This is a genomic window from Streptomyces sp. CRN 30 (genome assembly GCF_034105845.1).
In genome coordinates, this window is the sequence record NZ_JAVRHI010000154.1 from 24,104 (window position 1) to 47,920 (window position 23,817).

Consider the following 23,817-nt stretch of genomic DNA (forward strand, 5'->3'; position numbering starts at 1 on the left):
GAAGCTCCCCGCCACCGGCCCTTCTCCAGAGGTGGGACCTACTCGCAGTCCTCACCGCTGTTGACGCACTCGACCACCCGGTCCATCAGCTCCTCGTCCATGACGTTGATGAAGTCGTTGTGGTCCGTGATCGGCTTGTGCAGCTGCTCCGGGAAGCCGTCCACCGCGTACGGGTTCTGCACCTGCCCGTTCTCCACGGTCGGCGCGGGCACGTCGTACACCAGCCGGACCTGGAGCTGCGGGATGGCCTGGAAGCCGTTCGCGCACGTGCCGTCCGCCTGGACGAAGGCGACGTGGTCGCGGTGGTTGGCGCTGTCGATGTTCTGCCCGTCCCAGCAGCTCTGGAAGTTGGACGTGCGCACCACCTGGCTGCCCTCCGGGCAGAGCACGTACTTGTCGGTCACCTGCCGGTCCTCGAACCCGGTGCAGCTGAACGAGGTATTGGCGTTGGCGACGCCGTTGGTGAACGCCTTGGCGTCGCCGGTGATGATCCGCAGGAACTTCGGCATCGCGACGACGTCGCCCTGCTTGTTGCCGACGAACTTGATCTCGGCCTGCTGCGCCTTGAGGATCTTGCCGACGTTGCCCTCGGCGCCACCGCCCAGATCACCGGCGTCGAACTCCGCCGTGCCGTCCTGGAGCCGCAGCACCGGCCAGTAGTACGTCGACCGGTCCTGCTGGTTCTGGCAGGAGGTCTCGGCGGCCGCGAGGTCGTCGTCGCTGGCGAAGGCGTCGTTGCCCTGGTTGCCCACGTAGTCGTGGGTGTGGTGGGCGCCGTTGTCGACACCGGGCGCGACGATCAGGTTGTCGCTGTTGTGGAGGTCGTTGTCGTTGACCCCGCACTGGGCGGTGAAGGTGCCGGTGGACCCGGAGTCGCCGTTGGCGGCGAGGCCGTTCTGGAGGTCGCGGGAGTTCGGCTCGACGTCGTTGATGTCGACGAAGTCGTCCGCGACCGGACCGGCGGCACCGTTGCCGTTGTCGCCGGGGTTCTGCTCCTCGCCCCCGCCGTCGCCGCCGTTCTGCCCGCCGTTGTTCTGGTCGTCGCCGCCGTCGTCCTGACCGCCGCCGTTGCCGCCGCCTCCGTTGCCGTTCCCGCCGTCGTTCGGCTGGTCGGCGCCCATGCCGCGGCACTTGGCGAACTTGCTCAGATTGCCGGGGGCCTTGCCGCCCACCCGGTTGATGTTGATGCCGATCCGGTCCAGGGCCGCGGTCCGCTTGGACTGCAACGGGCTGAGGATCGCGTTCTGGACGTACCCCGAGTCGCCCTCCTGGGCCTGGCGCGTGGACGCCAGCCGGGCGTACGCCTCGGTGATCTGCTGGTCCAGCCTGGCCAGCTCCTTGTCGACACCGGCGCGGGCCCCCCGCGGCACGTTCCGCAGTTTCTGGCCGACGTCCGGGCACTTGATCGTGGCGATCTGCGCGCCCGCCGCCCGCGTCCGGTTCTGCGAGTGGTTCTTCTCGTGCGCCGATGCGTAGAAGTTGGCCCAGACCAGCCCGCCCCCACCGAGCGCTAGGGCCGCCGTCCCGGCCATGACCTTCGTGGCCAGCGGCATACGGCGTTTTCTTGTATTGCGTCCCATGGAACTCCTCTGGCTTCCTTGCGGGGCATCGAGGCGCCCGACAGGAGTGAAGCGGCGCCCATCCATACGCACGCGGTGCCTGAGGTGTTCACGTCGTCGGTGAATTCATGTTTCAGAAGCGAGAGTCGGGGTCAGCGGCCGTGGTCCAGGTAGGCCAGAACCGCCAGCACACGCCGGTTGTCGTCGTCCGAGACCTCCAGGCCGAGCTTGGCGAAGATGTTGGCGGTGTGCTTGGCGACGGCCCGCTCGGTGACGACCAGCTTGGCGGCGATCGCCGCGTTGGAGCGGCCCTGCGCCATCAGCTCCAGCACCTCCCGCTCCCGGGGCGTCAGCCGCGCCAGCGGCCGGTCACCGGCCTCCCGCCGGCTCAGCAGCTGCTGGATGACCTGCGGGTCCATCGCCGTGCCGCCCGCCGCCACCCGCCGTACGGCGTCCGTGAACTGCGCCGCGTCGAACACCCGGTCCTTCAGCAGGTACCCGACCCCGCCCGTGCCGTCGGCGAGCAGCTCCCGCGCGTAGAGCTGCTCCACGTGCTGCGAGAGGACCAGCACCGGCAGTCCGGGCCGCGCCCGGCGGGCGGCGAGCGCGCACTGCAGTCCCTCGTCGGTGTGGGTGGGCGGCAGCCGTACGTCGACCACCGCGACGTCCGGCTCCAGCTCGGCCAGCGCCCGGGTCAGCTCCGGGCCGCTCTCCACGGCCGCCGCGATCTCGAAGCCGTGGGCCTGGAGGAGCCGGACCAGTCCGTCGCGGAGCAGGAACAGGTCTTCGGCTAGGACAACGCGCAAGGCAGCTCCATGGTGACCAGGGTGGGGCCGCCCGCCGGGGAGCTGACGGCCAGGACGCCGTCGAATGTACCGAGCCGCCGCTCCACCCCGCTCAGGCCGGACCCCGCCCCGGCCCGCGCACCGCCCTTGCCGTTGTCGGTGACCGTCATCCGCAGGGACCCGTCGGCATGGTGCAGGTCGACCCAGATCCGGTCGGCGCCGGAGTGCTTCACCGCGTTGGCGAGCAGCTCGCTCACGGCGAAGTACGCGGCCGACTCCACGGGCGCCTCCGCCCGCCCGCGCAGCTCCACGGTGACCTCCGTGGCGACCGGCAGCCTGAGTGCCAGGGCCCGTACGGCGTCGCCCAGGCCGCGCTCGGCGAGGACCGGCGGGTGGATGCCGCGCACCAGGTCCCGCAGCTCGTCCAGGGCCTCGGCGGACGACCGGCGGGCCTGGGCCAGCACCTCCCTGGCCTGCTCGGGGTCCTTGTCGAGCAGCGCCTCGACGGTGCCCAGATTCATGCCCATGGCGACCAGCCGGGCCTGCGCCCCGTCGTGCAGGTCCCGTTCGATGCGGCGCAGTTCGGCCGCCGAGGTGTCCACAGCGTCGCGCCGGGTCTCGGTCAGCACCCGTACCCGTTCGGCCAGCGTCTCCTCGTCGGAGCCGAGGACGGCCCGGGTGAGCCGGAAGTGGGCGTGCAGCAGGCGCGTGGTGAAGAAGTGGGCGAGCACCAGCAGCCCGAGGGCGAGGAGCGCCGCGCCGAACGCGGACGCCTGCCCGTCGACCCGCACGAACCCGTACCAGTAGCCGTCGGGCAGGACCCGCCACAGCCCCGCCGCGATCGCGAACCCCTCCAGCGGATAGAGGAGCAGCACGGCCGGGAGGAGCGCGGTGACGAAGCCCGCCGTCATGTCCACCGGCAGCCACCCCAGGTCCCGCCAGGTCGCCGGGTCGCCGAGCAGCGCGAAGGTACGGGTCCACGGGTTGCCGTCGGGCGGCAGCGGCCGGTAGGCGGGCGGTATGCGCACCCCGCCCCACGACGCGGCGAGCAGCCGCCGCCAGTTCGCGTACGTCCGCACCCCCGCCAGGACGTACGGCGTCGTGACGAGGCCGACGCCGACGGGGATCAGGGCGAGGGACACGGCGGTCAGAACGAGGCACAGCACCGAGAGGGGGAGGCCGGCGAGGGCCAGCGCCAGTCCCCGCAGCGCGGCCCGTCCGCTGCCGTGTGCCCTGCTGCCTCGCCGGTCGTCGTGCGCGGGATCGATGGTCATGCGGGCAGTCTGGTCGAACCGGCTCCACCGGTCACGGGGCCGGGCCCCCGGGTCCGTGGTGGTGCCAGGTACACCCCCCGGCCCCGGCCTCGGACCCCGGGTCCCGCTCCTCAGTCCGCCACCGGCGGGGTGTACTTGTAGCCGACCCGGCGCACCGTCTGGATGGCGCCGCGGTGCTCCGCGCCCAGCTTGCGGCGCAGCCGGGCCACGTGCACGTCGACGGTACGGCCGTCGCCCACGTGCCCGTACCCCCACACCGTGGAGACCAGCTGGTCCCGGGTGTGCACCCGGTGGGGATGGGCCACGAGGTGGGCGAGCAGCTCGAACTCCAGGTAAGTCAGGTCCAGTCGGCGGCCGTCCACGGAGGCGGTGCGGCGCGCGGGGTCGATCCGTACGAGGGTGTCGGCCGTCTCCGCGGCGGCTGCCGCGTCCACGCTGCCGGCCTCCGGCACGGCACCGGCCCGGCCGGGGACCGGCGTCGCCGCGAACCCCGGGCGCTGGTCGGCGGGGACCAGCACCAGGTAGCCGACCATCGGCGGCCGGCCCGGCAGGGCGGGCAGGGTGTGCTGGGGCGCGGGCAGCCAGGTGGCGCCGGGCGGCAGGAGATCCGCGACGTCGATCGTCTCGTCCCGGTCGACGGCCCGCAGCCGGTACCGGGGGCCGTGCGGCGCGGGCGGGGTCAGAGCGGGGACGGGGGACAGGGAACGGGTGGTCGCCATGAGAGGTCAGCTCTTTCGCGCGAGGGGTTCGTCGAGGGACGTACGCCGTGTCGCGCAGGCCGGATGCCGCGGGCAGCGTCAGTGGGCCGGCGCGTTCGTCGCGCGGCAACACACCCGGTCGAAGTCGTGGTGCTGACGGGAAGGCCAGAACGGCTCAAGGTCATGGCGACCTGTCGCGCGGTGGTTCCGGAAGCTGGCCATGCACCCCATTGAAGCAGAAGCGGCGGCGGACAGCAGTCCCCTCTCACTGCTCGGACAGCGCCCGGCCGACGCACGAGGGGCGCCCACCATGACGGTGTGCGCCCCTCCATGCGTTCCGTTCGTACGGAATGCGTTCCGTACGAACGGATCAGACCTGGCCGGCCTTCTCCAGGGCCGCGCAGCACGTGTCGACGAGCAGGCGGGTCACCACGTACGGGTCGACGTTGGCGTTGGGACGGCGGTCCTCGATGTAGCCCTTGCCGTCCTTCTCGACCTGCCACGGGATGCGGACCGAGGCACCGCGGTCGGAGACGCCGTAGCTGTACTCGTTCCACGGGGCGGTCTCGTGCAGACCGGTGAGGCGGTCGTCGATGCCGGCGCCGTAGTTCTTGACGTGGTCCAGCGGCTTGGAGCCCTCGCCGAGCGACTCGGCGGCGGTGATGATCGCCTCGTAACCCTCGCGCATGGCCTTGGTGGAGAAGTTGGTGTGCGCGCCCGCGCCGTTCCAGTCGCCCTTGACCGGCTTGGGGTCGAGGGTGGCGGCGACGTCGAAGTCCTCGGCGGTGCGGTACAGCAGCCAGCGGGCCACCCACAGGTGGTCGGAGACCTCCAGCGGCGAGACCGGGCCGACCTGGAACTCCCACTGGCCGGGCATGACCTCGGCGTTGATGCCGGAGATGGCGAGACCCGCCTTCAGGCAGTTCTCCAGGTGCGCCTCGACGACGTCACGGCCGAAGATCTCGTCGGCGCCGACACCGCAGTAGTAGCCGCCCTGGGGGGCCGGGAAGCCGCCCTTGGGGAAGCCGAGGGGGTATCCGTCCTTGAAGAACGTGTACTCCTGCTCGATGCCGAAGATCGGCTCCTGCGCGGCGTACCGCTCGGCGACCTCGGCCAGCGCGGCACGGGTGTTGGACACGTGCGGCGTCATGTCGATGTCGAGGACCTCGCACAGCACCAGGACGTCGTCGCCGCCGCGGATCGGGTCCGGGCAGGTGAAGACCGGCTTGAGCACGCGGTCCGAGGAGTGGCCCTCGGCCTGGTTGGTGGAGGAGCCGTCGAAGCCCCAGATCGGCAGGGAGTCGAGACCGGCCGGAGCACCCGTGATGATCTTCGTCTTCGAACGGAGCTTGGCCGTCGGCGCGGTGCCGTCGATCCAGATGTACTCAGCCTTGAAGGTCACGGGGCCACATCCTTCGGGGGTGGGTCTGGGCGCACTTGCGGGTGCTGCGGCGCTGCGGCACCGGAGCGCCGCCGGTAACTGCCCGGCAGCTTGTCAACAGGCGGTTTCCCGGCCATTGCCCGTCTGTGAACCCCGTGTTACCTGGGGTTGGTGTGGCCCGGCTCACGGTGTGAGGCCGCAGGGGGCGCCGGGCCGCTTGTATGCGACGGCGGTCGGCGGCCACAGTTCCGGTGAACGGCGGCCGGCGGCCACCGTTCACCGGGACAGCGCGTCCCGGACCGCCTCCTCCGTGCGGGCGACGACGGCCGTCCCGTCGTCCGCCGTGATGATCGGCCGTTGGATCAGCTTCGGGTGCGCGGCGAGCGCCTCGATCCACCGGTCCCGGGCGGCCGCGTCCCGGGGCCACTCGCTCAGGCCCAGCTCCTTCGCGGCGGTCTCCTGGGTGCGGGTGATGTCCCACGGTTCCAGCCCGAGGCGGGCGAGGACGGCACGGATCTCGTCCGCGGCCGGTACGTCCTCCAGATAGCGGCGGACGGTGTAGTCCGCCCCCTCGGCGTCGAGCAGGCCGATCGCGCTGCGGCACTTCGAGCAGGCCGGGTTGATCCAGATCTCCATGCCGGACACGGTAGCCGGGAGCCCGCCGAACTCGTTCTCCCCACCCGCCACTGACACCCCAAAAGCCGTTCTGGCCAGGGGCTTTGTCAGTGGTGGGCAGTAGAATTGAAGCAGTGTTCGAGGGTGTCGCCGGGGGGTTCAGGACCCTCGGCGCGCCCTGTCCGCGACAGGAGGATGCCCGTGCCCGCTGCCGCAGCCAAGCCGATGCCGAACCCCAAGCCGCTGCCCACCCAGTCCACCGCCAAGCGGCCCGTCCAGCTCGACCTGCCCTACGAGCCCGTGCTGAAGCGGCCGCTGCCCGCGGGCCGCCCCCGCGACTGGTACATCACGCACAACCGCCGGCTGAAGGCGATGCGCCTGGCCATCGCCCTCCTGGACTCCGGTGTCTACCTGCCGGGCCAGGCCCGCAACGCGACGATACGCACCACCGCGCAGACCATCGGCGTCCACCCGCCGTCGGACACCACCTGCCACATGGTGCGGGCGCTCATGCGGTACGCGCGGTGAGCTGAGCGGTGGCTCCGGCGCTCGCCCCGTACAGCCGGGGCGCGCGCCGGGCCGTCGCGCAACCACTGCCCGGCCACTGCCGGGGCGACACCGCCGCCGGAGCGCTGCCGTGCCCGCTCATCAGCGCGGAGACGCTCCGGGCCCGGAGCGGCCCGGTCGTCCCTCGTGCCCCTGCGCCCGCCCGTTCCCCGTGGGTGACGGGCGGCTTGTCACACGGCCCCGAAATGCGAATGCACACCGTGTGGCCGGATCCCTAGTCTGGACGCGCGTCGCGGACACGGCGCTTTCCTACTCACCCCATGGAGGCAGGTGATGGTGACACTCGTTCTGGCCGGGACAGCCGTCCTGGTGGTTCTGGGGTTCGACAACCCGGTCTGGTGGCTGGCCGCTGTCGCGCTGCTGTTCCTGTACGCGCGTCTGGCGGCCGACCGGAAGAGCGCGACGCCCCCGGGCGGCGGTGGCAGTGGCGGCGGCGGCGGTGGTGGCGCACCCAAGTCCTACAAGGACTACCGCGACCGCCGCGAGCAGCAGGACCGCTGGGACCGCCGCTACCGCCGGGAGCACGGCAGCCAGGAGCAGCAGAAGAGCAAGTGACCCCCCGGTGCGGGACGGGGCCGGTGCTCAGAGGCCGGGCGCGCCCCACACCGGGAACCACCGGCCGAGCTCCTTCTCGACGGGAAGGTCGTCGCCGAGGGCCGCCCGGACCCGCAGCTCCAGCGGGTTGTCACGGCGCTGCCCGCCGCCGGGCAGCGGCGCGAAGGGGTAGAAGGTGCCGCGCTTGTAGAGGTAGACCAGCGCCACCGCCCGCCCGTCCGGGTGCCGGAAACCCGCGAGCGAGCAGAGCAGCTGCGGGCCGAAGCCGTTGACCTCCATCGAGCTGTTCACCGCGTGCAGGTCGTTGACCAGCTCCGGGAGCTGCCCGGGGGAGCGGTGCGAAACCAGCCACGAGTAGCCGTACGCGTCCCGGCGCAGGTCCACCGGGGGGCCGTCGCGCCCGGCGTCGGCGTCCAGCAGCGCCTGCACCTCGCGGTGGGTCTGCTCGAAGACCGCGCCCTCGACGGTGGCGAAGCACACCGCCCCCTGCCCGGTCGGCACGAATCCGGTGGCCGCCTCCAGGGTGACGGCCGCCGACGGCAGGGCGAAGAGCCGGTCCAGGTCGGGCGCGGCCGGTTTCGTACGGCCGAGCAGGATGTCCAGCAGCCCCATGTCACGCCCCTCCGGTCCCGGGCGGCGCCGGCTCGCCCAGTTCCGCGGAGATCCGGCCGAGCTGCTCAAGGCGCTCCTGAAGGGTCGGGTGCGTGGAGAAGAACCGCGACAGCCCCGGCTTCGAGCCGAGCGCCGGGGTGAAGTAGAACGCGTTGAATGCCTGCACGGTGCGCAGATCCTTGCTCGGGATGCGGGCGACGTCACCCGTGACCTTGGTCAGCGCCGCCGCCAGCGCCGAGGGCCGGCCGGTCAGCAGGGCCGCCGCCCGGTCCGCCGCCAGCTCCCGGTACCGCGACAGCGCCCGGATCAGCAGGAAGCTCAGCGCGTACACCGCCGCCGAGACCCCGATCACCCCGGCCAGCACGGCGGCCGTGTTCTGGTCCCGCCGGCCGCCGAAGAGCTGCGAGTAGAACGCGAACCGCACGATCAGCCCGGCGATCACCCCGAGGAACGAGGCGACCGTCATCACCGCGACGTCCTTGTGCGCGACGTGCGACAGCTCGTGCGCGAGCACGCCCTCCAGCTCGTCCGGCTCCAGCCGCTCCAGCAGTCCGGTGGTCGCGCACACCACCGCGTGGTCCGCCGACCGCCCCGTCGCGAACGCGTTGGGCATGTCCATAGCGGATACGGCGACGACCGGCTTCGGCATGTCCGCCATCGCGCTGAGCCGGTCGACGACCCCGTGCAGCTCGGGATACTCCTCCCGCTCCACCACCCGGCCGCGCATCGCGAACAGGGCGATCCGGTCGGAGAACCAGTACTGCGCCCCGAGCGCCAGCGCCGCGACGACCACGACCAGCACCCAGGAGCGCAGCAGCGCGATCAGCGCGGCCACGAAGGCCACGTAGAGGAGGCCGAGCAGGAACAGCGTGAGTCCCATGCGCACGGTCAGGCGGCGGTCGCTCCGGAAGCGGCTGGGCATCTGCATCACCCCGCGGTCGGGTACTGGTCCCGCTGTCCAGTGTGCACCCGGCCCTCCCCGCGAACGGGTCCTGATCAGCCCAGGAAGCGGCAAAGGGTGTGCCGGGAACGGCAAAAGGTGTGCCGGTGACGGCAAAGGGTCCGCCGGTGACGGCAACGGGTCCGCCGGGAACGGCAACGGGGGCGGCGCCCGGCGCGGTGGCTAGTAGGGCGCCCGGAAGTTCGCGTACCCCAGCAGCACGATCACCGCGGCGACGCAGCCGAGCACCACGGCCGTCGACACCCAGGAGGAGCGCCGCGGCGCCCGCCGGTCGGCCTCGCCCCGGAAGGGGACAGGTCCGGGCGGGTTCTCCTTCCAGCGCGCGGCGAGCATCCGCGCCCGCGCGGACGGCTCCTTGAACTCGGCTCCGTCCGCCCAGCGAAGATCGAACTCCCGTTCCTGATCATCCCGTTCGGGCACGCTCATGTTCTCTTCCCCCTGTCGAACAGCCGTGCATTCACATGTAGCCACCATACGACGGCGCCCCCGCCCTGCGGAAAGCAGGACGGGGGCGCCGGGAAGGCTCACACCCGCACGCGGGTGCGGTCCGGTCACACGTCGAAGTACAGCTCGAACTCGTGCGGGTGCGGACGCAGCTGGAGCGGGGCGATCTCGTTGGTGCGCTTGAGGTCGATCCACGTCTCGATCAGGTCGGACGTGAAGACGTCGCCCTGGAGGAGGAACTCGTGGTCGGCCTCCAGGCGGTCGAGGACCGCGCCGAGGGAGGTCGGGACCTGGGCCACGCTCGCGTGCTCGTCGGGAGCCAGCTCGTAGAGGTCCTTGTCGATCGGCTCGGCCGGCTCGATCTTGTTCTTGATGCCGTCCAGGCCCGCGAGCAGCAGCGCGGAGAAGGCCAGGTACGGGTTGCCGGAGGAGTCGGGCGCGCGGAACTCGACGCGCTTGGCCTTCGGGTTCGAGCCGGTGATCGGGATGCGCATCGCGGCGGAGCGGTTGCGCTGCGAGTACACCAGGTTGATCGGGGCCTCGAAGCCCGGCACCAGGCGGTGGTAGGAGTTCACCGTCGGGTTGGTGAAGGCCAGCAGCGACGGGGCGTGCTTGAGGATGCCGCCGATGTAGTAGCGGGCGGTGTCCGACAGGCCGGCGTAGCCCTGCTCGTCGTAGAAGAGCGGGTCGCCGTTGCTCCACAGCGACTGGTGGACGTGCATGCCCGAGCCGTTGTCACCGAAGATCGGCTTCGGCATGAAGGTCGCGGTCTTGCCGTTCTTCCACGCCACGTTCTTCACGATGTACTTGAAGAGCTGGAGGTCGTCGGCGGCGGCGAGCAGCGTGTTGAACTTGTAGTTGATCTCGGCCTGGCCGGCGGTGCCGACCTCGTGGTGCTGGCGCTCCAGCTGCAGGCCGGAACGCTCCAGCTCCAGGGAGATCTCGGCGCGCAGGTCGGCGAAGTGGTCGACCGGCGGGACCGGGAAGTAGCCGCCCTTGTAGCGGACCTTGTAGCCGCGGTTGTTCTCCACCGCACCGGTGTTCCAGGCGCCGGCCTCGGAGTCGATGTGGTAGAAGGACTCGTTCGCGCCGGTGGCGAAGCGGACGGAGTCGAAGACGTAGAACTCGGCCTCGGGGCCGAAGTACGCGGTGTCGGCGATGCCGGTGGAGGCGAGGTACGCCTCGGCCTTCTTCGCCACGTTCCGCGGGTCGCGGGAGTACTGCTCGCCCGTGATCGGGTCGTGGATGAAGAAGTTGATGTTGACCGTCTTGTCGCGGCGGAAGGGGTCGACGCGCGCGGTGGACAGGTCGGCGCGGAGCGCCATGTCGGACTCGTGGATGGCCTGGAAGCCGCGGATCGAGGAGCCGTCGAAGGCCAGCTCCTCGGCCGGGTCGAAGGCCGAGGCCGGGATCGTGAAGTGCTGCATCACACCCGGCAGGTCGCAGAAGCGGACGTCGACGAACTTGACGTCCTCGTCCGCGATGAACTTCTTGGCCTCGTCGGCGTTCTGGAACATCCAGCTCCTCCTACTCCCGACCGTCCCGCCGGGGTGGTAGATCGTTCGTGCGGCCAGTGCGGGTGGCACACGCTGTCCACGACCCTAGGGACGGGTGGTTTCTCGGGCGTGACCCGTTTGTTTCGCAGAAGTTAACCGGCTCTGTTCCAGCCTGGTCCGGCGCCACCCCGCCCGGTACCGGTCGGAAACGGGCGCAGTACCGTGTACGGGTGGACAAGAGGCAAGCAATCGGATCGTGGCTGTCCGGACCCCGCGCGGCCATGGAGGAGGCGGGCGCCGACTTCGGTTACCGCGGCAAGGAGCTGGGCCTCCCCGAGGAGGGGCCGGGCGCGCTGGCCGGCACCGGCCGCAGGCTGGGCGCCCTGGCCGTCGACTGGGCCCTGTGCCTCCTGATCGCATACGGCCTGATCACCGACGGCTACGGCCAGGCGACCTCGAACTGGGCGCTGCTCATCTTCCTCGTCCTGAGCGTCCTGACCGTCGGCTCGGTCGGCTTCACCCCCGGCAAGCGCCTCTTCGGGATGCGCGTCGTCGAGCTGGGCACCGGCCGGGTCAACCCGCTGCGCGCCCTGCTCCGCTCGGTGCTGCTGTGCGTGGCGGTCCCGGCGCTGATCTGGGACCGCGACGGCCGCGGCCTGCACGACAAGCTGGCCCGCACGGTCGAGGTGCGGATCTGATCCCGGTTTCCGGTACGTGACCCGGGTCCCGGTACGTGACCCGGTCCCCGGTACGTGAAGAGGGGGCGCCCGGGATGATCCGGGCGCCCCCTCGACGTGTACGCGCTCGACGTGTACGCGCTGCGGTGGCGGCTAGCGCGGGCGCTGGCCCCCGCTGCCCTTCGGCATCCGCATGCCCTTGGGCATCGGGCCCTTCGGCAGCGGCATGTTGGTCATCAGGTCGCCCAGCGCGCGCAGCCGGTCGTTGGTCACGGTGACCTGCGGGCCGGTCAGCACGCGCGGCAGCTTCAGCATGGTGGTGCGCACCTTCTTCAGCGGCACCTGGCCCTCGCCGTCGCCCACGATCAGGTCGTGCACGGGGACGTCGGCGACGATCCGGTTCATCTTCTTCTTCTCGGCGGCCAGCAGGGACTTCACCCGGTTCGGGTTGCCCTCCGCGACGAGCACGATGCCGGCCTTGCCGACCGCGCGGTGCACCACGTCCTGGCTGCGGTTCATCGCCACCGCCGGGGTGGTGGTCCAGCCCCGGCCGACGTTGTCCAGCACCGCCGCGGCCGCGCCCGGCTGGCCCTCCATCTGCCCGAAGGCCGCCCGCTCGGCCCTGCGCCCGAACACGATCGCCGTCGCGAGGAAGGCGAGCAGCAGGCCCAGGATGCCGAGATAGATGGGGTGACCGATCAGGAAACCGATCGCGAGGAGAACACCGAAGACGATGATTCCGACAGCCGCGAGTACAAGGCCGATCTTCTTGTCGGCCCTGCGGGTCATCTTGTAGGTCAGAGCGATCTGCTTCAGTCGCCCGGGGTTCGCGGCGTCCGCCGCGTTGTCCTTCCTCGCCATGACGTGAAGTCTACGTGGCCCCGGGAGCGCCGACGAAGGCAGTGTCCCGGGTGGCGGGGGGAGGAGGGGTGCGGCGGAGCGGCGGGGATGGGTCAGGGGCGGCCGGACAGGGCCTGCTGGAGCACGCGCTCGGCCTCGACGCGGTCCTTGGCGCGGCGGCGGTCCTCCAGCACGGACGTCCAGGCGTTGCGGCGGGCGGTGCGCTGGCCGCCGCTCATGAGCAGCGACTCGACTGCGCGCAGGGCTTCGGTGAACGACGGGATGGCGGTGGCGCGTGTGACGGTCGTCATTACTTCGTTGACGGGCGCGGCCTGCATCGTGGAGGTCCCCCCTCGGGACTGCTCAGGGTATGGGCGAACGGGATGCACGGGGTGTGACTCCAGGGTCACTGCTTGGTGTTACCAGGGCGTGACCGAGGGGTCAAACACCCGTGAAGCCCCGGCGCCGGGCGCCGGAACTGCGCCGCGGCCCTGACGGGTGTCCTCAACTGCGAGGACGGTCAGGACCGCGGTGAATCGGTCACTACCGATCGGTAGCCTCTTGTGCGCGAATTCACAGAGTCGTCGCGCGGTGGGTCATACGGCGACGGAACGGCGCTGTTCCTCGGCCATCTGGAAGAGGCGGCCGGCGCGGTACGAGGAGCGCACCAGCGGGCCGGACATGACGCCGGAGAAGCCGATCTGCTCGGCCTCCTCCTTCAGCTCCACGAACTCGTGCGGCTTGACCCAGCGCTCGACGGGGTGGTGGCGCACCGAGGGCCGCAGGTACTGCGTGATGGTGACCAGCTCGCAGCCCGCCTCGTGCAGCTGCCGCAGCGCCTCGCTGACCTCCTCGCGGGTCTCGCCCATGCCGAGGATCAGGTTGGACTTGGTGACCAGGCCGAAGTCGCGGGCCTCGGTGATGACCTTCAGGGAGCGCTCGTAGCGGAAACCGGGGCGGATGCGCTTGAAGATCCGCGGCACCGTCTCGACGTTGTGCGCGAAGACCTCGGGGCGCGAGGAGAAGACCTCGGCGAGCTGCTCAGGGACCGCGTTGAAGTCCGGGGCCAGCAGCTCGACCTTGGTGCGGCCGTCCGCGCGGTCGGCGGTCTGCTGGTGGATCTGGCGCACGGTCTCGGCGTACAGCCAGGCGCCGCCGTCCGCCAGGTCGTCGCGGGCGACGCCGGTGATGGTGGCGTAGTTCAGGTCCATGGTGACCACGGACTCGCCGACGCGGCGCGGCTCGTCACGGTCGAGCGCCTCGGGCTTGCCGGTGTCGATCTGGCAGAAGTCGCAGCGCCGGGTGCACTGGTCGCCGCCGATGAGGAAGGTCGCCTCGCGGTCCTCCCAGCACTCGTAGATGTTCGGGCAGCCGGCTTCCTGGCAGACCGTGTGCAGGCCCTCGCTCTTCACCAGGTTCTGCATCTTGGTGTACTCGGGGCCCATTTTCGCCCGGGTCTTGATCCACTCGGGCTTGCGCTCGATGGGGGTCTGGCTGTTGCGGACCTCCAGGCGCAGCATCTTGCGTCCGTCGGGTGCGACTGCGGACACGACCGGCTCCCTAGCGATTGATTCTTCGGCGTTCTTCAGGGTACGCCTGCTGATTTGTTGCCCGGCGAGGGCGCTGGCCTTGCGGGCCCCGCCCCCCCCGGACCCCCGGTTCGGCCCGTACAGCCCGTACAGCCCGTACAGCCCGTACGGGCCCGTAAGGCCTCGTCCTCAGACGCCGGACGGGCTGAGGGGTTCGGTCGCCCGGGGTTTTTCGATCACCCGGGGTTTCAAGTCCGCGTTCTCCAGGACGTCCCGCAGGTGGCGTTCGACGACCGGCAGGACCTCCTCGATGGTGATGTCGCGGCCCAGTTCGGCGGCGAGGGAGGCGACGCCCGCGTCGCGGATGCCACAAGGGATGATCTTGTCGAACCACTTGTTGTCGGGGTTCACGTTGAACGAGAAGCCGTGCATGGTGACGCCCTTGGCGACGCGGATGCCGATCGCGGCGATCTTGCGGTCCTCGCGGCGCTGGCCGGCGTTGGAGGGCGCGTACTCCGGGCCGTCGAGCCGGGGGTCGAACTCGTCGTCGGTCAGGCGCGGGTCGAAGTCCAGGGAGAGGCCCCCGAGGGCCGGGCGCTGCTCCACCGGGTCGCCGAGGACCCAGACGCCGCTGCGGCCCTCCACCCGGGTCGCCTCCAGGCCGAACTCCGCGCAGGCCCGGATCAGGGCCTCCTCCAGACGCCGGACGTGCGCGACCACGTCCACCGGGCGCGGGAGCTTCTGGATCGGGTAGCCCACGAGCTGCCCGGGGCCGTGCCAGGTGATCTTGCCGCCGCGGTCCACGTCGATGACCGGGGTGCCGTCGAGGGGGCGCTCGCTGTCGTCCGTGCGCCGGCCCGCGGTGTACACCGGCGGGTGCTCCAGCAGCAGCACGGTGTCCGGGATCTCGTCGGCGAACCGCGCCGCGTGCACCCGGCGCTGCTCGTCCCACGCCTCCTGGTAATCGACGGACTCCGCACCGAACCCCATACGGACGAACCGCAACCCGTTCACGGCAAGCGCCTCCCTGGATGACGTAAGGCACGAATCGTGCCCACGCCACTGTACGTCCGCCCCTAGGGGCACCGGCCGGCGCCGCCGTCGTCAGCAGAACGGGCAATCCTCACACGATCGGATGAATGGATGGGGAAGTGTGCGATCCGGCGCTTACTCTCCGCTACATTCTCGCCGTCCACGAGGCCATAAGGGCTGCTCACAGGCAATCCGGGCACTTCGAACGCCTGGAAGGCAGGAGACCGCACCGCACCATGACGGAACGACCCGCGCAGCGCACCCCCAACCGCCAGCTCGCCGCGCTCATCGCCGAAGCCGGCTTCTCCAACGCGGGTCTCGCGCGTCGCGTCGACCAGCTCGGCCTCGAACACGGGCTGGACCTGAGATACGACAAGACGTCCGTCACCCGGTGGCTGCGCGGCCAGCAGCCCCGCGGCACCACCCCCGCCCTGATCGCCGAGGTCTTCACCCGGCGCCTCGGCCGCCGGCTCACCGCCCAGGACCTCGGCCTGGACGCCTGCGCCCCGGTCTACGCGGGGCTGGAGTTCGCCGCCACCCCCGAGGAGGCCGTCGACATCGTCAGCGGCCTGTGGCGCAAGGACTCCGGCAGCCACGCCGAACTGCGCAAGATCGCGTTCACCCCGGCGGGCCTGGTGGTGCCGAGCCGGGACTGGCTGATCGGCCGCGCCGACGACAAGGTGGCCCGCGCGGAGGTGCCGGTACGGGTCCCCGCCCAGGGCCGCCCGGCGGTGCCCGGCATCCCGGCCCAGCTCGGTCCGGGCCGGCGGCGCGCACCCGGCGACCGCAGCCCCGGACTGCGGGTCGGCGCCGGTGACCTCGCGGCGCTGCGGTCGGTCGGCGAGCTGTTCCGCACCCTCGACGACCGCTACGGCGGCGGCCACGCCCGGCAGGCCCTCGTCCGCTACCTCGAACACGAACTGGAGCCCATGCTCCGCGGCAGCTACGCCGAGCAGACCGGCCGGCGCCTGTTCGCCGCCGCGGCCGACCTGACCCGGCTCGCCGGCTGGACCTCGTACGACATCGCCGCGCACGGGCTCGCGCAGCGGTACTTCGTGCAGGCGCTGCGGCTGTCCCAGGCGGCCGGGGACCGGGCCTACGGGTCCTACGTGCTGGTCACCATGAGCCGGCAGGCGGTCTACCTCGGCCACGGCCGGGAGGCGGTGCAGCTCGCCCGCGTCGCCCAGCAGGGCGTGGGGGCCGCCGCGCCGCCCGTCGTGCAGGCGCTGCTGCACGCGTCCGAGGCGCGCGGGCACGGCGTCCTCGGGGAGGTGCGGGCCTGCACGTCCGCGCTGGTGCGGGCCGAGCGGGCGATGGAGGCCGCGCGGCCCGGGGACGAGGTGCCGCACTGGGCGCGGTTCTTCGACGAGGCGCAGCTCGCCGACGAACTCGGGCACTGCCACCGGGATCTGCAGCAGTTCCGGGCGGCGGCGCAGCACGCGGAGCGCTCGCTGCAGTTGCGCGCGCACTCCTACGCGCGCAGCCGTCTCTTCTGCCGGGTCGTGCTCGCCACCGCGCGCCTCGGGCTGGGGGAGCTGGACCAGGCGTGCCAGTTGGGGGCCGAGGCGGCCGGGCAGGCGGCGGAGATGCGGTCGGTGCGGGCGGTGGAGTACGTACGCGACTTCGAGCGTCGGCTGGAGCCGTACAAGGATGCCGCGCCCGTGCGGGGTTACCGCGACAAGGTCGCGGCACTCGGGTAGCCCCCCGGCTGGGGGCGCCCGTGGGGCGGGTGCGAGTGCGGGTGCGGGTGCGCTGTGGCTGGTCGCGCAGTTCCCCGCGCCCCTTTCGGGGCGCCCACCGCGCGGCGGGGATGTCCGGTCGGCCACGACGGTGCCTGTGGGGCGGGCGCGGGTGTGCTGTGGCTGGTCGCGCAGTTCCCCGCGCCCCTTACGGGGCGCCCACCGCGCGGCGGGGACGTCCGGTCGGCCACGACGGTGCCTGTGGGGCGGGTGCGGGTGCGCTGTGGCTGGTCGCGCAGTTCCCCGCGCCCCTTTCGGGGCGCCCACCGCGCCGCCCGATCGGCCACGACGACCCCGCAACCGAACACCGCCCCTCAAGGGGCGCGAGGAACTGCGCGACGAGCCACGACGGACTCGCAGTCGAAGTGCGCCCCCCAAGGGGCGCGGGGAACTGCGCGACCAGCCACGACGGGCCCGCAGTCGAAGTGCGCCCCTCAGGGGGCGCGGGGAACTGCGCGATCGGTCGTGGCGGGCCCGCGGTCGGAGGGTGCTGCTTGTCAGGGGGCCGTGGCCGGGACGGGCCCCGTCAGGCCGCCGCCGCGCGGTGGGGCTCCGCCCGGTGGAGAGAGCCGGTCGTGCCGAGGTCCGTCAGGATGGCCGTCGCGGCCCGCCGCGCCGAGTGCAGCGCCCCCTGCACCGTGCTCATCCCCCGGTGGTCACCGCAGACGTACAGCCCCGCCAGCAGCCGTACGGGCCGGCGCGGATCGTGCGGCGGCCGCATCGCCGGCACCGCCTCCGCCGTGTGGTGCACGGCCAGCGTCTCCCAGCGCGCCGTCGAGGTGCCGTACAGCCGGGCGAGGTGGACGCGTACGGCGGTGTCCGCGTCGGGCGGCGGCGGGCCGAGCACGGTCGACGACACCAGCGCGCGCCCGGCCGGGGCCCGGGTCGGGTCGACCTCGCTGACCACGGCCGTGTGCGCGACCGGACCGCCGCGGTCGGAGTCCAGCAGCAGGGCCGCTCCGGTCGCGGGCGGCTCGTCGGCCGTGTGGTGCACCACCGTCACCGGATGGAAGTCCGGCACGCGCAGTCCGGGCAGCAGCCCGGCGGCGGCGCGCGCGTCGGTGGCCAGCAGCACCGCGCGGCAGCGCAGCACCCCGTGCCCGGCGGTGGTCACCGCGTTCGTGGCGACCGCGGTGACCCGCACGCCGGTCCGCACGGTGCCCGGCGGAAGCTTCGCGGCCAGCAGCTCCGGCAGGACCTCCGCGCCGCCCTCCGGCAGGCACAGCCGCCCGCCCGCGAAGGTGCGCAGCGCGAGGTCGGCGCAGCGGCTGGAGGTGGAGAGGTCCGGGTCGCAGAGCAGCGCGGCGAGCAGCGGCCGCAGGAAGCCGTCGATCGTACGGGCGGGCAGCCCGCGCACGGCGAGCGCCTGCCGCGCGGACAGCTCCGGACGGGCGAGGAGCCGGTCGGCCGGGGTGGCCGCGAGCCGGGCCAGCGCGGCGCCCAGCCGGGCCTGGTCGACGGCGGACCCGAGCGGGGCCCCGGCCCGGCCCCTGCGGGCCGCGGGGGCCCAGGAGGCGGCTCCTGGCCGTCCCGTGCCGGGGAGGGGCCGCTGGGCACCGGTGAGGGCGCGTACGGCGTGCAGTGCGCCCCTTGCGCCCCCGGCGCCCGTAGGGGCGCCCGCCCGGTGCAGGAGCCCTTCGCTGTGGAGGAGCACCCCGGGCGCGAACGGTCGCAGGGCGAGCCCGTCCAGGCCGGGCGCGAGCCGCAGCTCGGGGGAGGACGTCGACAGCAGCTGGCCGATCCGGTCGAGCCGGAAGCCGTCGATCTTCTCGGTCGCCATCCGGCCGCCCACGACGGGCGCGGCCTCCAGGACGACCGTCGACACTCCCTGGCTGGTCAGCCGGTGCGCCGCCGCGAGGCCGGCGACTCCGGCCCCCACGATCACGACGTCCGCCTGGTACGCGGGCTCAAGCACGTGCCCCTCCTCGCGGTTGCGCGGCCGCTGGAGACGTCATGCCCCCAACATGCTTCCGGAATACCGGAGTTCAGACCGAGCGTAGGTCCGTACCCGGCCCGCGACAGTCGCACGGGACCAGGGCACGGTCGCACGCCGGTCGCATACCCCGACCCCGGCCGCGCCCGCCCGGCACCGGGTGCCACAACCGAGCACGCCCCGCGCGCGCCTGGGCGCGCCCCGCCCTGAACGGGCCCCCGCTCACCTCAGTCCGCACGCCCCGCGCACGCGCCCCGCCCGCGTCCCCGCGATCGCCCGCCCGTCGCCGGGCGGGAGCGGAGCCGCAGGGTCTCGCCGGGGGCGCCCGGCGCACACCCCTGCGGCCGGCCGGCGCGCACCCCGCAGACGGCCGGCGCGCACGCTCCGTTGCCGGCCGGCGCACACGCCCCGCCCACTCCTCGGGCAGTCGCCTTCGGCTGTCCTTACAGCGCCGCCCGGATCGCCCCGTCGATCTCCGGGAACGCGAAGCGGAAGCCCGACTCCTGGAGGCGGGTCGGCAGGACGCGGGCGCTGCCCAGGATGTCGCCGGACATCTCGCCCAGGACCGTGCGCAGCACCGCCGCCGGTACCGGGAACGGCGTCGGCCGGTGCAGGACCCGGCCCATCGCCGCGGTGATCTCCGCGTTGGTGCGCGGCTGCGGCGCGGTCAGGTTGAACGGCCCGGACAGGTCCTCCCGGCGCAGCAGGTGCCGGATCGCGGCGACCTCGTCGTGCAGCGCCACGAACGACCAGTACTGCCGCCCGTCGCCCAGCCGCCCACCGAGCCCCGCCTTGAACAGCGGGAACAGCTTCCCCCAGGCCCCGCCGCCGCGCGCGACGACCAGCCCGGTCCGGGGGAACACCGTCCGCACGCCCGCCTCCCGGGCGGGCGCCGCCGCGGCCTCCCACTCCACGCACACCCCGGGCAGGAACCCCTCGCCCGCCGGCGCGCTCTCGTCCACCGCCGACTCGCCGGTCCCGCCGTAGAAGCCGATCGCGCTGCCGTTGACGAAGACGGCGGGAGGCCGGTCCATCGCGGCGATCGTCCGGGCGAGCGCCGTCGTGCCCTGGACGCGGCTGTCGCGGATACGCGCCTTGTACGCCGCCGTCCAGCGCCGGTCGCCGACCCCGGCCCCGGCGAGGTTCACCACGGCGTCGCAGCCGGCCAGCCCCGCCGCGTCCACCCGGCCGCTTCCCGGGTCCCACCGGACCTCACCGGGCCCGCGAGGGGGCCGCCGCACCAGCCGCACCACCTCGATCCCGTCCGTCGTCAGGGACCGCACCAGCGCGCTGCCGATCAGACCGGACGCGCCGGCCACCGCGATTCGGGAAGGTTCCATGGGCCCATCCTGCCGTCACCCGCCACCACCTGCGACGGCGACGCCCCCGGGCGGCGACGCCCCCGGGCGGCCCGGGGCGACGGCGGCCGCGCCGTAGAGTGACCGCCATGCGAGACGTGCTCATACGACAGGCCAGGCCGGACGACGAAGAGGCGCTGCGCCGGATCGACCGGGAGACCTGGTCCCCGCTCCACGCGGTCTCGCCGCCGCCGGCCCCGGACACCCCCTTCTTCCGGGACCACTCCGGGCCCGAGGCCCACCTCGTCGCCGAACTCGACGGCCGGGTCGTCGGCTACCTCCGCCTCGGACACCCCACCGGCCTCGCCTCCAACCGGCACGTACGCGCCGTCCACGGTCTGGCCGTCGACGACGCGGCCCGCGGCCACGGCATCGGCCGCGCCCTGGTCCGCGGCGCCGTCGAGGAGGCCCGCCGCCTCGGCGCCCGCCGCCTCACCCTGCGCGTCCTCGGCCCCAACACCACCGCCCGGGGGCTCTACGAGTCCGAGGGCTTCGTCGTCGAAGGCGTCCAGCCGGAGGAGTTCCTCCTCGACGGCACCTACGTCGACGACATCCTGATGGGCCGCTCGCTGCTCTGAGCGGTGCCGGTCAGGAAGCGACCGGCGCCCCGGTGTCCACGGCCCGCGTCGCGTCCGCCGCGCGCTCCGCCTCCCCGGCCACCTCGTCCGCCGTCAGCACGTACCCGGTCGAGGCGTCGGAGGTGGAGCGCGCGAAGACCATCCCGTACACCCGGCCGTCCGTGGTCAGCAGCGGCCCGCCGGAGTTCCCCGGCCGGACCGTGGAACGTATCGCGTAGATCTCCCGGGTCACCTCGGCGTCGCCGTAGATGTTCCGGCCCCGCGCCTCGACGCGGTTCGCGACCGTCGCCGCCCGCAGGTCCAGGTCGCCGTCCTGCGGATACCCGGCGACCACCGCCGCCGCGCCCCGGCCGGCCTCGTCGTCGAACCGCAGGACCGGCGCGCTCAGCTCCGGCACGTACAGCACGGCCACGTCCTTGTCCGGGTCGAACAGCACCACCCGCGCCCCGTACGTCCGCCCGACGCCGCCCACCCGCACACTCGGGTCGTCGATGCCCGCCACCACGTGCGCGTTGGTCATCACGTGCCGCTCGGCGTACACGAACCCGCTGCCCTCGCGGCCCTGACCGCCCGCCACGCCCTCGATCTTCACCGTGCTCAGCTTCGCCGCGTCGGTCGCGGCCGCCGTCACACTGTCCCCGGACGGCTCGGCGACCCGCGCGGTCGACTCGTTCTCGAACGGGTTGAAGACCTGCGGGAACCCGGCCTCCGTCAGCGCCGACGTGGCCCGCGCGAACCACGCCGGGGTGGTGTCCGGCATCGTCCGCTGCACCGCGCCGAGCAGCGCCGAGTCCCGGATCGCGGAGGCGAGCAGCGGCGTCGGCGACGCGGCCAGCACACTCGCCGCCACCCACGCCACGATCAGCGCCGCCACCGAGTTGGCGACCGCCCCGCCGACCCCGTCGGCCACCCGCAGCGGACCGTCGTCCAGCTCCCGCCGCAGCCGCAGCGCGAGCCGCCCCGCCAGCTCGTGCCCCAGCGCCGCAGGCACCAGCACCGTCCCCACCGCGACCACGGTCGCCGTCGTCGTCCCCGCCGTCACCAGGTCCATCACCCACGGCAGGACCCACACCCCGACGACCGCGCCGCCGACGAAGCCGGCGAGCGAGACGCAGCCGGCCACCAGCCCGCGCCGGTACCCGGATACCGCGAACGCCAGGACCACCAGTCCCAGCACGATGTCGAGCAGATCCACGCGAGCCGCCTTCCTGTCGGACCCTGGCACCCCCGGTACGTGCCGTGAGGGCCCGGTGATCAGCCGGTCCCGCACGACCTGCCGGTATCCGGCCGTCCGTGCGGTCAACCGGGAAAACGTCGCGGACCGGGACGATGGTTCCACCGGGTGGCACAACGCACGTCGCGGACCGTCCCGAACCGGCGGACAGTGGTGTCCATGCGTGTGGTGGTGCGAAGGGCGCGGAAGCGGGCGGAGCGGCGCGCGGTGCCCATACCCGCGCCCGCCCGCACCTCCGCCCGCACCTCCGGCCGCTCCTCCGCCCGAACGCCCGCCCGCGCCTCCGGCCGGGCCCTGCTCGCCTGCCTGCCCGGCCTCGCCGCCGTGGCCGCGCTGGCGCTCTGCGCGAGCGGCGTCGAGCGGACCGTCGCCGCCGGAGCCCGCTCCGAGGCCCGGCCCGACAGCCCGTACTCCGCCCCGCGCCCGGAGATCGTGGACCGCGCGTCCTGGCTGGCGGGCGCCGCCCGCGACCAGCCGCCCCCGCGCTACGACGACCAGGTCGTCGCCGTCTTCGTGCACCACACCGACACCCCGAACGGCTACGACTGCGCCGACACCCCCCGCATCCTGCGCGACATCTACTCCGGCCAGACCGGCGGCCGCGACTGGGACGACCTCGGCTACAACTTCGTCGTCGACCGCTGCGGCACCGTCTACGAAGGCCGGGCCGGGGGCGTCGAACGGGCCGTGACCGGCGCCCACACCCAGGGGTTCAACCACCGCACCGCCGGCGTCGCCGCCCTCGGCACCTTCACCGAGGGGGTGCCCGTGCCCCGCCCCATGACCGACGCGATCGCCGCCGTGACCGCGTGGAAGCTCGGCCCTTCCGGCACCGATCCGCGCGGCCGGGTCCGGCTGGTCTCCAGCAACGGCCTCAGCCGGTACGCCGCCGGGACCGCCGTCGCGCTGCCCGCCGTCGCCGGGCACGACGACGGATACCAGACCAGTTGCCCGGGGGCCGCCCTCAGCGCCGAGCTGCCGCGCGTCCGGGACCGGGCGGCCCGCCTCCAGGGCCGCGGACCCGCCGCACAGGACGGTCACAGCGGGCGCGCAGCCCCCGCAGATCCGGGCCCCCTACGGTCGGTGCCACGAACCGACCGGAGGTGGGGACCATGAACGACCGTCACGCCCGTCACACCCGTCACGACCACCGTCACGATCACCGTCACGACCGCAAGCCCTGGGGCGCGGCGCTGCGCCGCCCCTGGACGGCCCTGGCCGCCGCCGCGGCCGTCGTGCTCGGTCCGGCCGCCGTCACCGCCTCCGCCCTCGACCAGGCCAACGCCGCACCGCGGCACCACGCGAACGGCCCGAAGGCCGAGCAGACCCAGGCGTACCTGCCGGCGGAGACCCGCCGCCGCACAGCCGCCTGACCCCGGCCCGCGTCAGTCGTCGCCGAACCGCTCCCACAGCCGCGGGAACCGCTCCGCCAGCGCCCGGTCGTCCTCCAGGTCGACCGGCGTCCCGAGCGGTTCGGCGGAGGCGGGCACGATGCCCAGGTCCGGGGCGACGGTGCCGGTGAGCTGCTCGTACGCCTCGTCGGCCGCGTAACCGAGGTCCTCGCCGTCGCCGTCGACCTCCTCGTCGAAGTCGTCCAGCAGACCGGCGAGCGCGTCGGGGGTGTGCACGGCACCCTCGTACACCTCCCGGCCCTGGCCGATCAGCCAGCACCGGAAGTAGTCGAAGGCGTCGTCGCTCGCCCCGCCGAGCAGGATCCACGCGGCGCCCCACAGCTCCCACGTCCAGGCGCGGTTGTAGCGGGCCTCGAAGTGACGGGCGAAGTCCAGGACCGACTCCGGGTCCAGCCGGCAGAGCCGCTCCACCAGCAGCTCGGCCTGGTCCTCCGGGTCGCCCTCGGCACCCCGGCGGGCGTCGTCGATCAGCTCCCAGAACTCGGTCTCGTCCATCACGCGTCCAGCATCGGCCCTGCACGCGCGGGGCGCACGTCCG

Annotated in this window: 25 protein-coding genes; 7 read left to right on the forward strand and 18 right to left on the reverse strand. The window is 73.2% G+C overall.

The window, feature by feature from the left end; genetic code table 11:
- Positions 1 to 38: 38 nt before the first annotated feature.
- The 6 genes from UW392_RS14690 to UW392_RS14715 form a co-directional block, all read right to left on the reverse strand.
- Positions 39 to 1,580, reverse strand: a complete 1,542-nt coding sequence (locus UW392_RS14690) for a DUF1996 domain-containing protein (protein ID WP_320775419.1) — start codon at positions 1,578 to 1,580, stop codon at positions 39 to 41.
- Between the two features lie 131 nt (positions 1,581 to 1,711).
- Complete coding sequence (locus UW392_RS14695) at positions 1,712 to 2,365, reverse strand: response regulator transcription factor (RefSeq protein WP_320775420.1); 654 nt, start codon at positions 2,363 to 2,365, stop codon at positions 1,712 to 1,714.
- Entirely contained in the window at positions 2,350 to 3,618 is a 1,269-nt protein-coding gene (locus UW392_RS14700) for a sensor histidine kinase (protein ID WP_320775421.1), read from the reverse strand. Before UW392_RS14700 ends, UW392_RS14695 begins: the two co-directional genes overlap by 16 nt.
- A gap of 110 nt (positions 3,619 to 3,728) precedes the next feature.
- A complete protein-coding gene (locus tag UW392_RS14705; RefSeq protein ID WP_320775422.1) occupies positions 3,729 to 4,337 on the reverse strand; it encodes a winged helix-turn-helix domain-containing protein in 609 nt (202 codons plus the stop codon).
- A gap of 349 nt (positions 4,338 to 4,686) precedes the next feature.
- Positions 4,687 to 5,718, reverse strand: a complete 1,032-nt coding sequence (glnII, locus tag UW392_RS14710; protein ID WP_320775423.1) for a glutamine synthetase — start codon at positions 5,716 to 5,718, stop codon at positions 4,687 to 4,689.
- 255 nt (positions 5,719 to 5,973) lie between these two features.
- The gene (locus tag UW392_RS14715) at positions 5,974 to 6,333 is read right to left on the reverse strand and encodes an arsenate reductase family protein (protein WP_320775424.1); all 360 of its coding nucleotides are present in this window, start codon (positions 6,331 to 6,333) and stop codon (positions 5,974 to 5,976) included.
- A gap of 180 nt (positions 6,334 to 6,513) precedes the next feature.
- Here UW392_RS14715 and UW392_RS14720 point away from each other — a divergent pair, with 180 nt between their 5' ends.
- A complete protein-coding gene (locus UW392_RS14720; protein WP_320775425.1) occupies positions 6,514 to 6,840 on the forward strand; it encodes a hypothetical protein in 327 nt (108 codons plus the stop codon).
- Positions 6,841 to 7,152: 312 nt separating this feature from the next.
- The gene (locus tag UW392_RS14725; RefSeq protein WP_320775426.1) at positions 7,153 to 7,434 is read left to right on the forward strand and encodes a hypothetical protein; all 282 of its coding nucleotides are present in this window, start codon (positions 7,153 to 7,155) and stop codon (positions 7,432 to 7,434) included.
- 27 nt (positions 7,435 to 7,461) lie between these two features.
- On the opposite strand, the gene pspAB is transcribed toward UW392_RS14725, so the two are convergent.
- From pspAB to glnA, 4 genes are all read right to left on the reverse strand, one after another.
- Complete coding sequence (gene pspAB, locus UW392_RS14730) at positions 7,462 to 8,046, reverse strand: PspA-associated protein PspAB (RefSeq protein ID WP_320775427.1); 585 nt, start codon at positions 8,044 to 8,046, stop codon at positions 7,462 to 7,464.
- A gap of 1 nt (position 8,047) precedes the next feature.
- Entirely contained in the window at positions 8,048 to 8,968 is a 921-nt protein-coding gene (htpX, locus tag UW392_RS14735) for a zinc metalloprotease HtpX (protein WP_320775428.1), read from the reverse strand.
- 201 nt (positions 8,969 to 9,169) lie between these two features.
- On the reverse strand, positions 9,170 to 9,427 hold the full coding sequence (locus UW392_RS14740) for a hypothetical protein (protein WP_320775446.1): 258 nt from the start codon (positions 9,425 to 9,427) through the stop codon (positions 9,170 to 9,172).
- A 131-nt stretch (positions 9,428 to 9,558) separates the two neighbouring features.
- Positions 9,559 to 10,968 carry a type I glutamate--ammonia ligase gene (gene glnA / locus UW392_RS14745; RefSeq protein ID WP_320775429.1) on the reverse strand — a complete coding sequence of 470 codons (1,410 nt, stop codon included), beginning with the start codon at positions 10,966 to 10,968 and terminating at the stop codon, positions 9,559 to 9,561.
- 209 nt (positions 10,969 to 11,177) lie between these two features.
- Here glnA and UW392_RS14750 point away from each other — a divergent pair, with 209 nt between their 5' ends.
- Positions 11,178 to 11,645 carry an RDD family protein gene (locus tag UW392_RS14750; protein ID WP_320775430.1) on the forward strand — a complete coding sequence of 156 codons (468 nt, stop codon included), beginning with the start codon at positions 11,178 to 11,180 and terminating at the stop codon, positions 11,643 to 11,645.
- Positions 11,646 to 11,777: 132 nt separating this feature from the next.
- On the opposite strand, the gene UW392_RS14755 is transcribed toward UW392_RS14750, so the two are convergent.
- The 4 genes from UW392_RS14755 to lipB form a co-directional block, all read right to left on the reverse strand.
- Positions 11,778 to 12,485 (reverse strand): DUF4191 domain-containing protein, encoded by a 708-nt coding sequence (locus UW392_RS14755; RefSeq protein WP_320775431.1) that lies wholly within the window; start codon positions 12,483 to 12,485, stop codon positions 11,778 to 11,780.
- Positions 12,486 to 12,577: 92 nt separating this feature from the next.
- Positions 12,578 to 12,802, reverse strand: a complete 225-nt coding sequence (locus UW392_RS14760; protein ID WP_320775432.1) for a hypothetical protein — start codon at positions 12,800 to 12,802, stop codon at positions 12,578 to 12,580.
- 258 nt (positions 12,803 to 13,060) lie between these two features.
- Positions 13,061 to 14,014 (reverse strand): lipoyl synthase, encoded by a 954-nt coding sequence (gene lipA / locus UW392_RS14765; protein ID WP_320775433.1) that lies wholly within the window; start codon positions 14,012 to 14,014, stop codon positions 13,061 to 13,063.
- 168 nt (positions 14,015 to 14,182) lie between these two features.
- Positions 14,183 to 15,007 carry a lipoyl(octanoyl) transferase LipB gene (lipB, locus tag UW392_RS14770; protein WP_320775434.1) on the reverse strand — a complete coding sequence of 275 codons (825 nt, stop codon included), beginning with the start codon at positions 15,005 to 15,007 and terminating at the stop codon, positions 14,183 to 14,185.
- Positions 15,008 to 15,261: 254 nt separating this feature from the next.
- On the opposite strand from lipB, the gene UW392_RS14775 reads away from it, so the two are divergent.
- Positions 15,262 to 16,725 (forward strand): regulator, encoded by a 1,464-nt coding sequence (locus tag UW392_RS14775; protein WP_320775435.1) that lies wholly within the window; start codon positions 15,262 to 15,264, stop codon positions 16,723 to 16,725.
- A 565-nt stretch (positions 16,726 to 17,290) separates the two neighbouring features.
- Here the strand turns inward: UW392_RS14775 and UW392_RS14780 are convergent.
- Both UW392_RS14780 and UW392_RS14785 read right to left on the reverse strand, forming a co-directional pair.
- Positions 17,291 to 18,679 carry an NAD(P)/FAD-dependent oxidoreductase gene (locus tag UW392_RS14780; protein WP_320775436.1) on the reverse strand — a complete coding sequence of 463 codons (1,389 nt, stop codon included), beginning with the start codon at positions 18,677 to 18,679 and terminating at the stop codon, positions 17,291 to 17,293.
- A gap of 461 nt (positions 18,680 to 19,140) precedes the next feature.
- Positions 19,141 to 20,037, reverse strand: a complete 897-nt coding sequence (locus UW392_RS14785) for a TIGR01777 family oxidoreductase (RefSeq protein ID WP_320775437.1) — start codon at positions 20,035 to 20,037, stop codon at positions 19,141 to 19,143.
- Between the two features lie 107 nt (positions 20,038 to 20,144).
- Here UW392_RS14785 and UW392_RS14790 point away from each other — a divergent pair, with 107 nt between their 5' ends.
- Complete coding sequence (locus UW392_RS14790) at positions 20,145 to 20,633, forward strand: GNAT family N-acetyltransferase (protein ID WP_320775438.1); 489 nt, start codon at positions 20,145 to 20,147, stop codon at positions 20,631 to 20,633.
- A gap of 10 nt (positions 20,634 to 20,643) precedes the next feature.
- Here UW392_RS14790 and UW392_RS14795 read toward each other — a convergent pair whose 3' ends face one another.
- Positions 20,644 to 21,828, reverse strand: coding sequence for a MarP family serine protease (locus UW392_RS14795; protein ID WP_320775439.1), 1,185 nt, complete (start codon positions 21,826 to 21,828; stop codon positions 20,644 to 20,646).
- Positions 21,829 to 22,026: 198 nt separating this feature from the next.
- Between UW392_RS14795 and UW392_RS14800 the strand changes: the two genes are divergently transcribed.
- Positions 22,027 to 22,983 carry a peptidoglycan recognition protein gene (locus UW392_RS14800; RefSeq protein WP_320775440.1) on the forward strand — a complete coding sequence of 319 codons (957 nt, stop codon included), beginning with the start codon at positions 22,027 to 22,029 and terminating at the stop codon, positions 22,981 to 22,983.
- Positions 22,980 to 23,240 carry a hypothetical protein gene (locus UW392_RS14805; protein ID WP_320775441.1) on the forward strand — a complete coding sequence of 87 codons (261 nt, stop codon included), beginning with the start codon at positions 22,980 to 22,982 and terminating at the stop codon, positions 23,238 to 23,240. The genes UW392_RS14800 and UW392_RS14805 overlap by 4 nt, the downstream gene beginning before the upstream one ends.
- 12 nt (positions 23,241 to 23,252) lie before the next feature.
- Here the strand turns inward: UW392_RS14805 and UW392_RS14810 are convergent, their stop codons facing one another.
- Positions 23,253 to 23,774 (reverse strand): DUF4240 domain-containing protein, encoded by a 522-nt coding sequence (locus UW392_RS14810; protein ID WP_320775447.1) that lies wholly within the window; start codon positions 23,772 to 23,774, stop codon positions 23,253 to 23,255.
- Positions 23,775 to 23,817 lie beyond the last annotated feature (43 nt).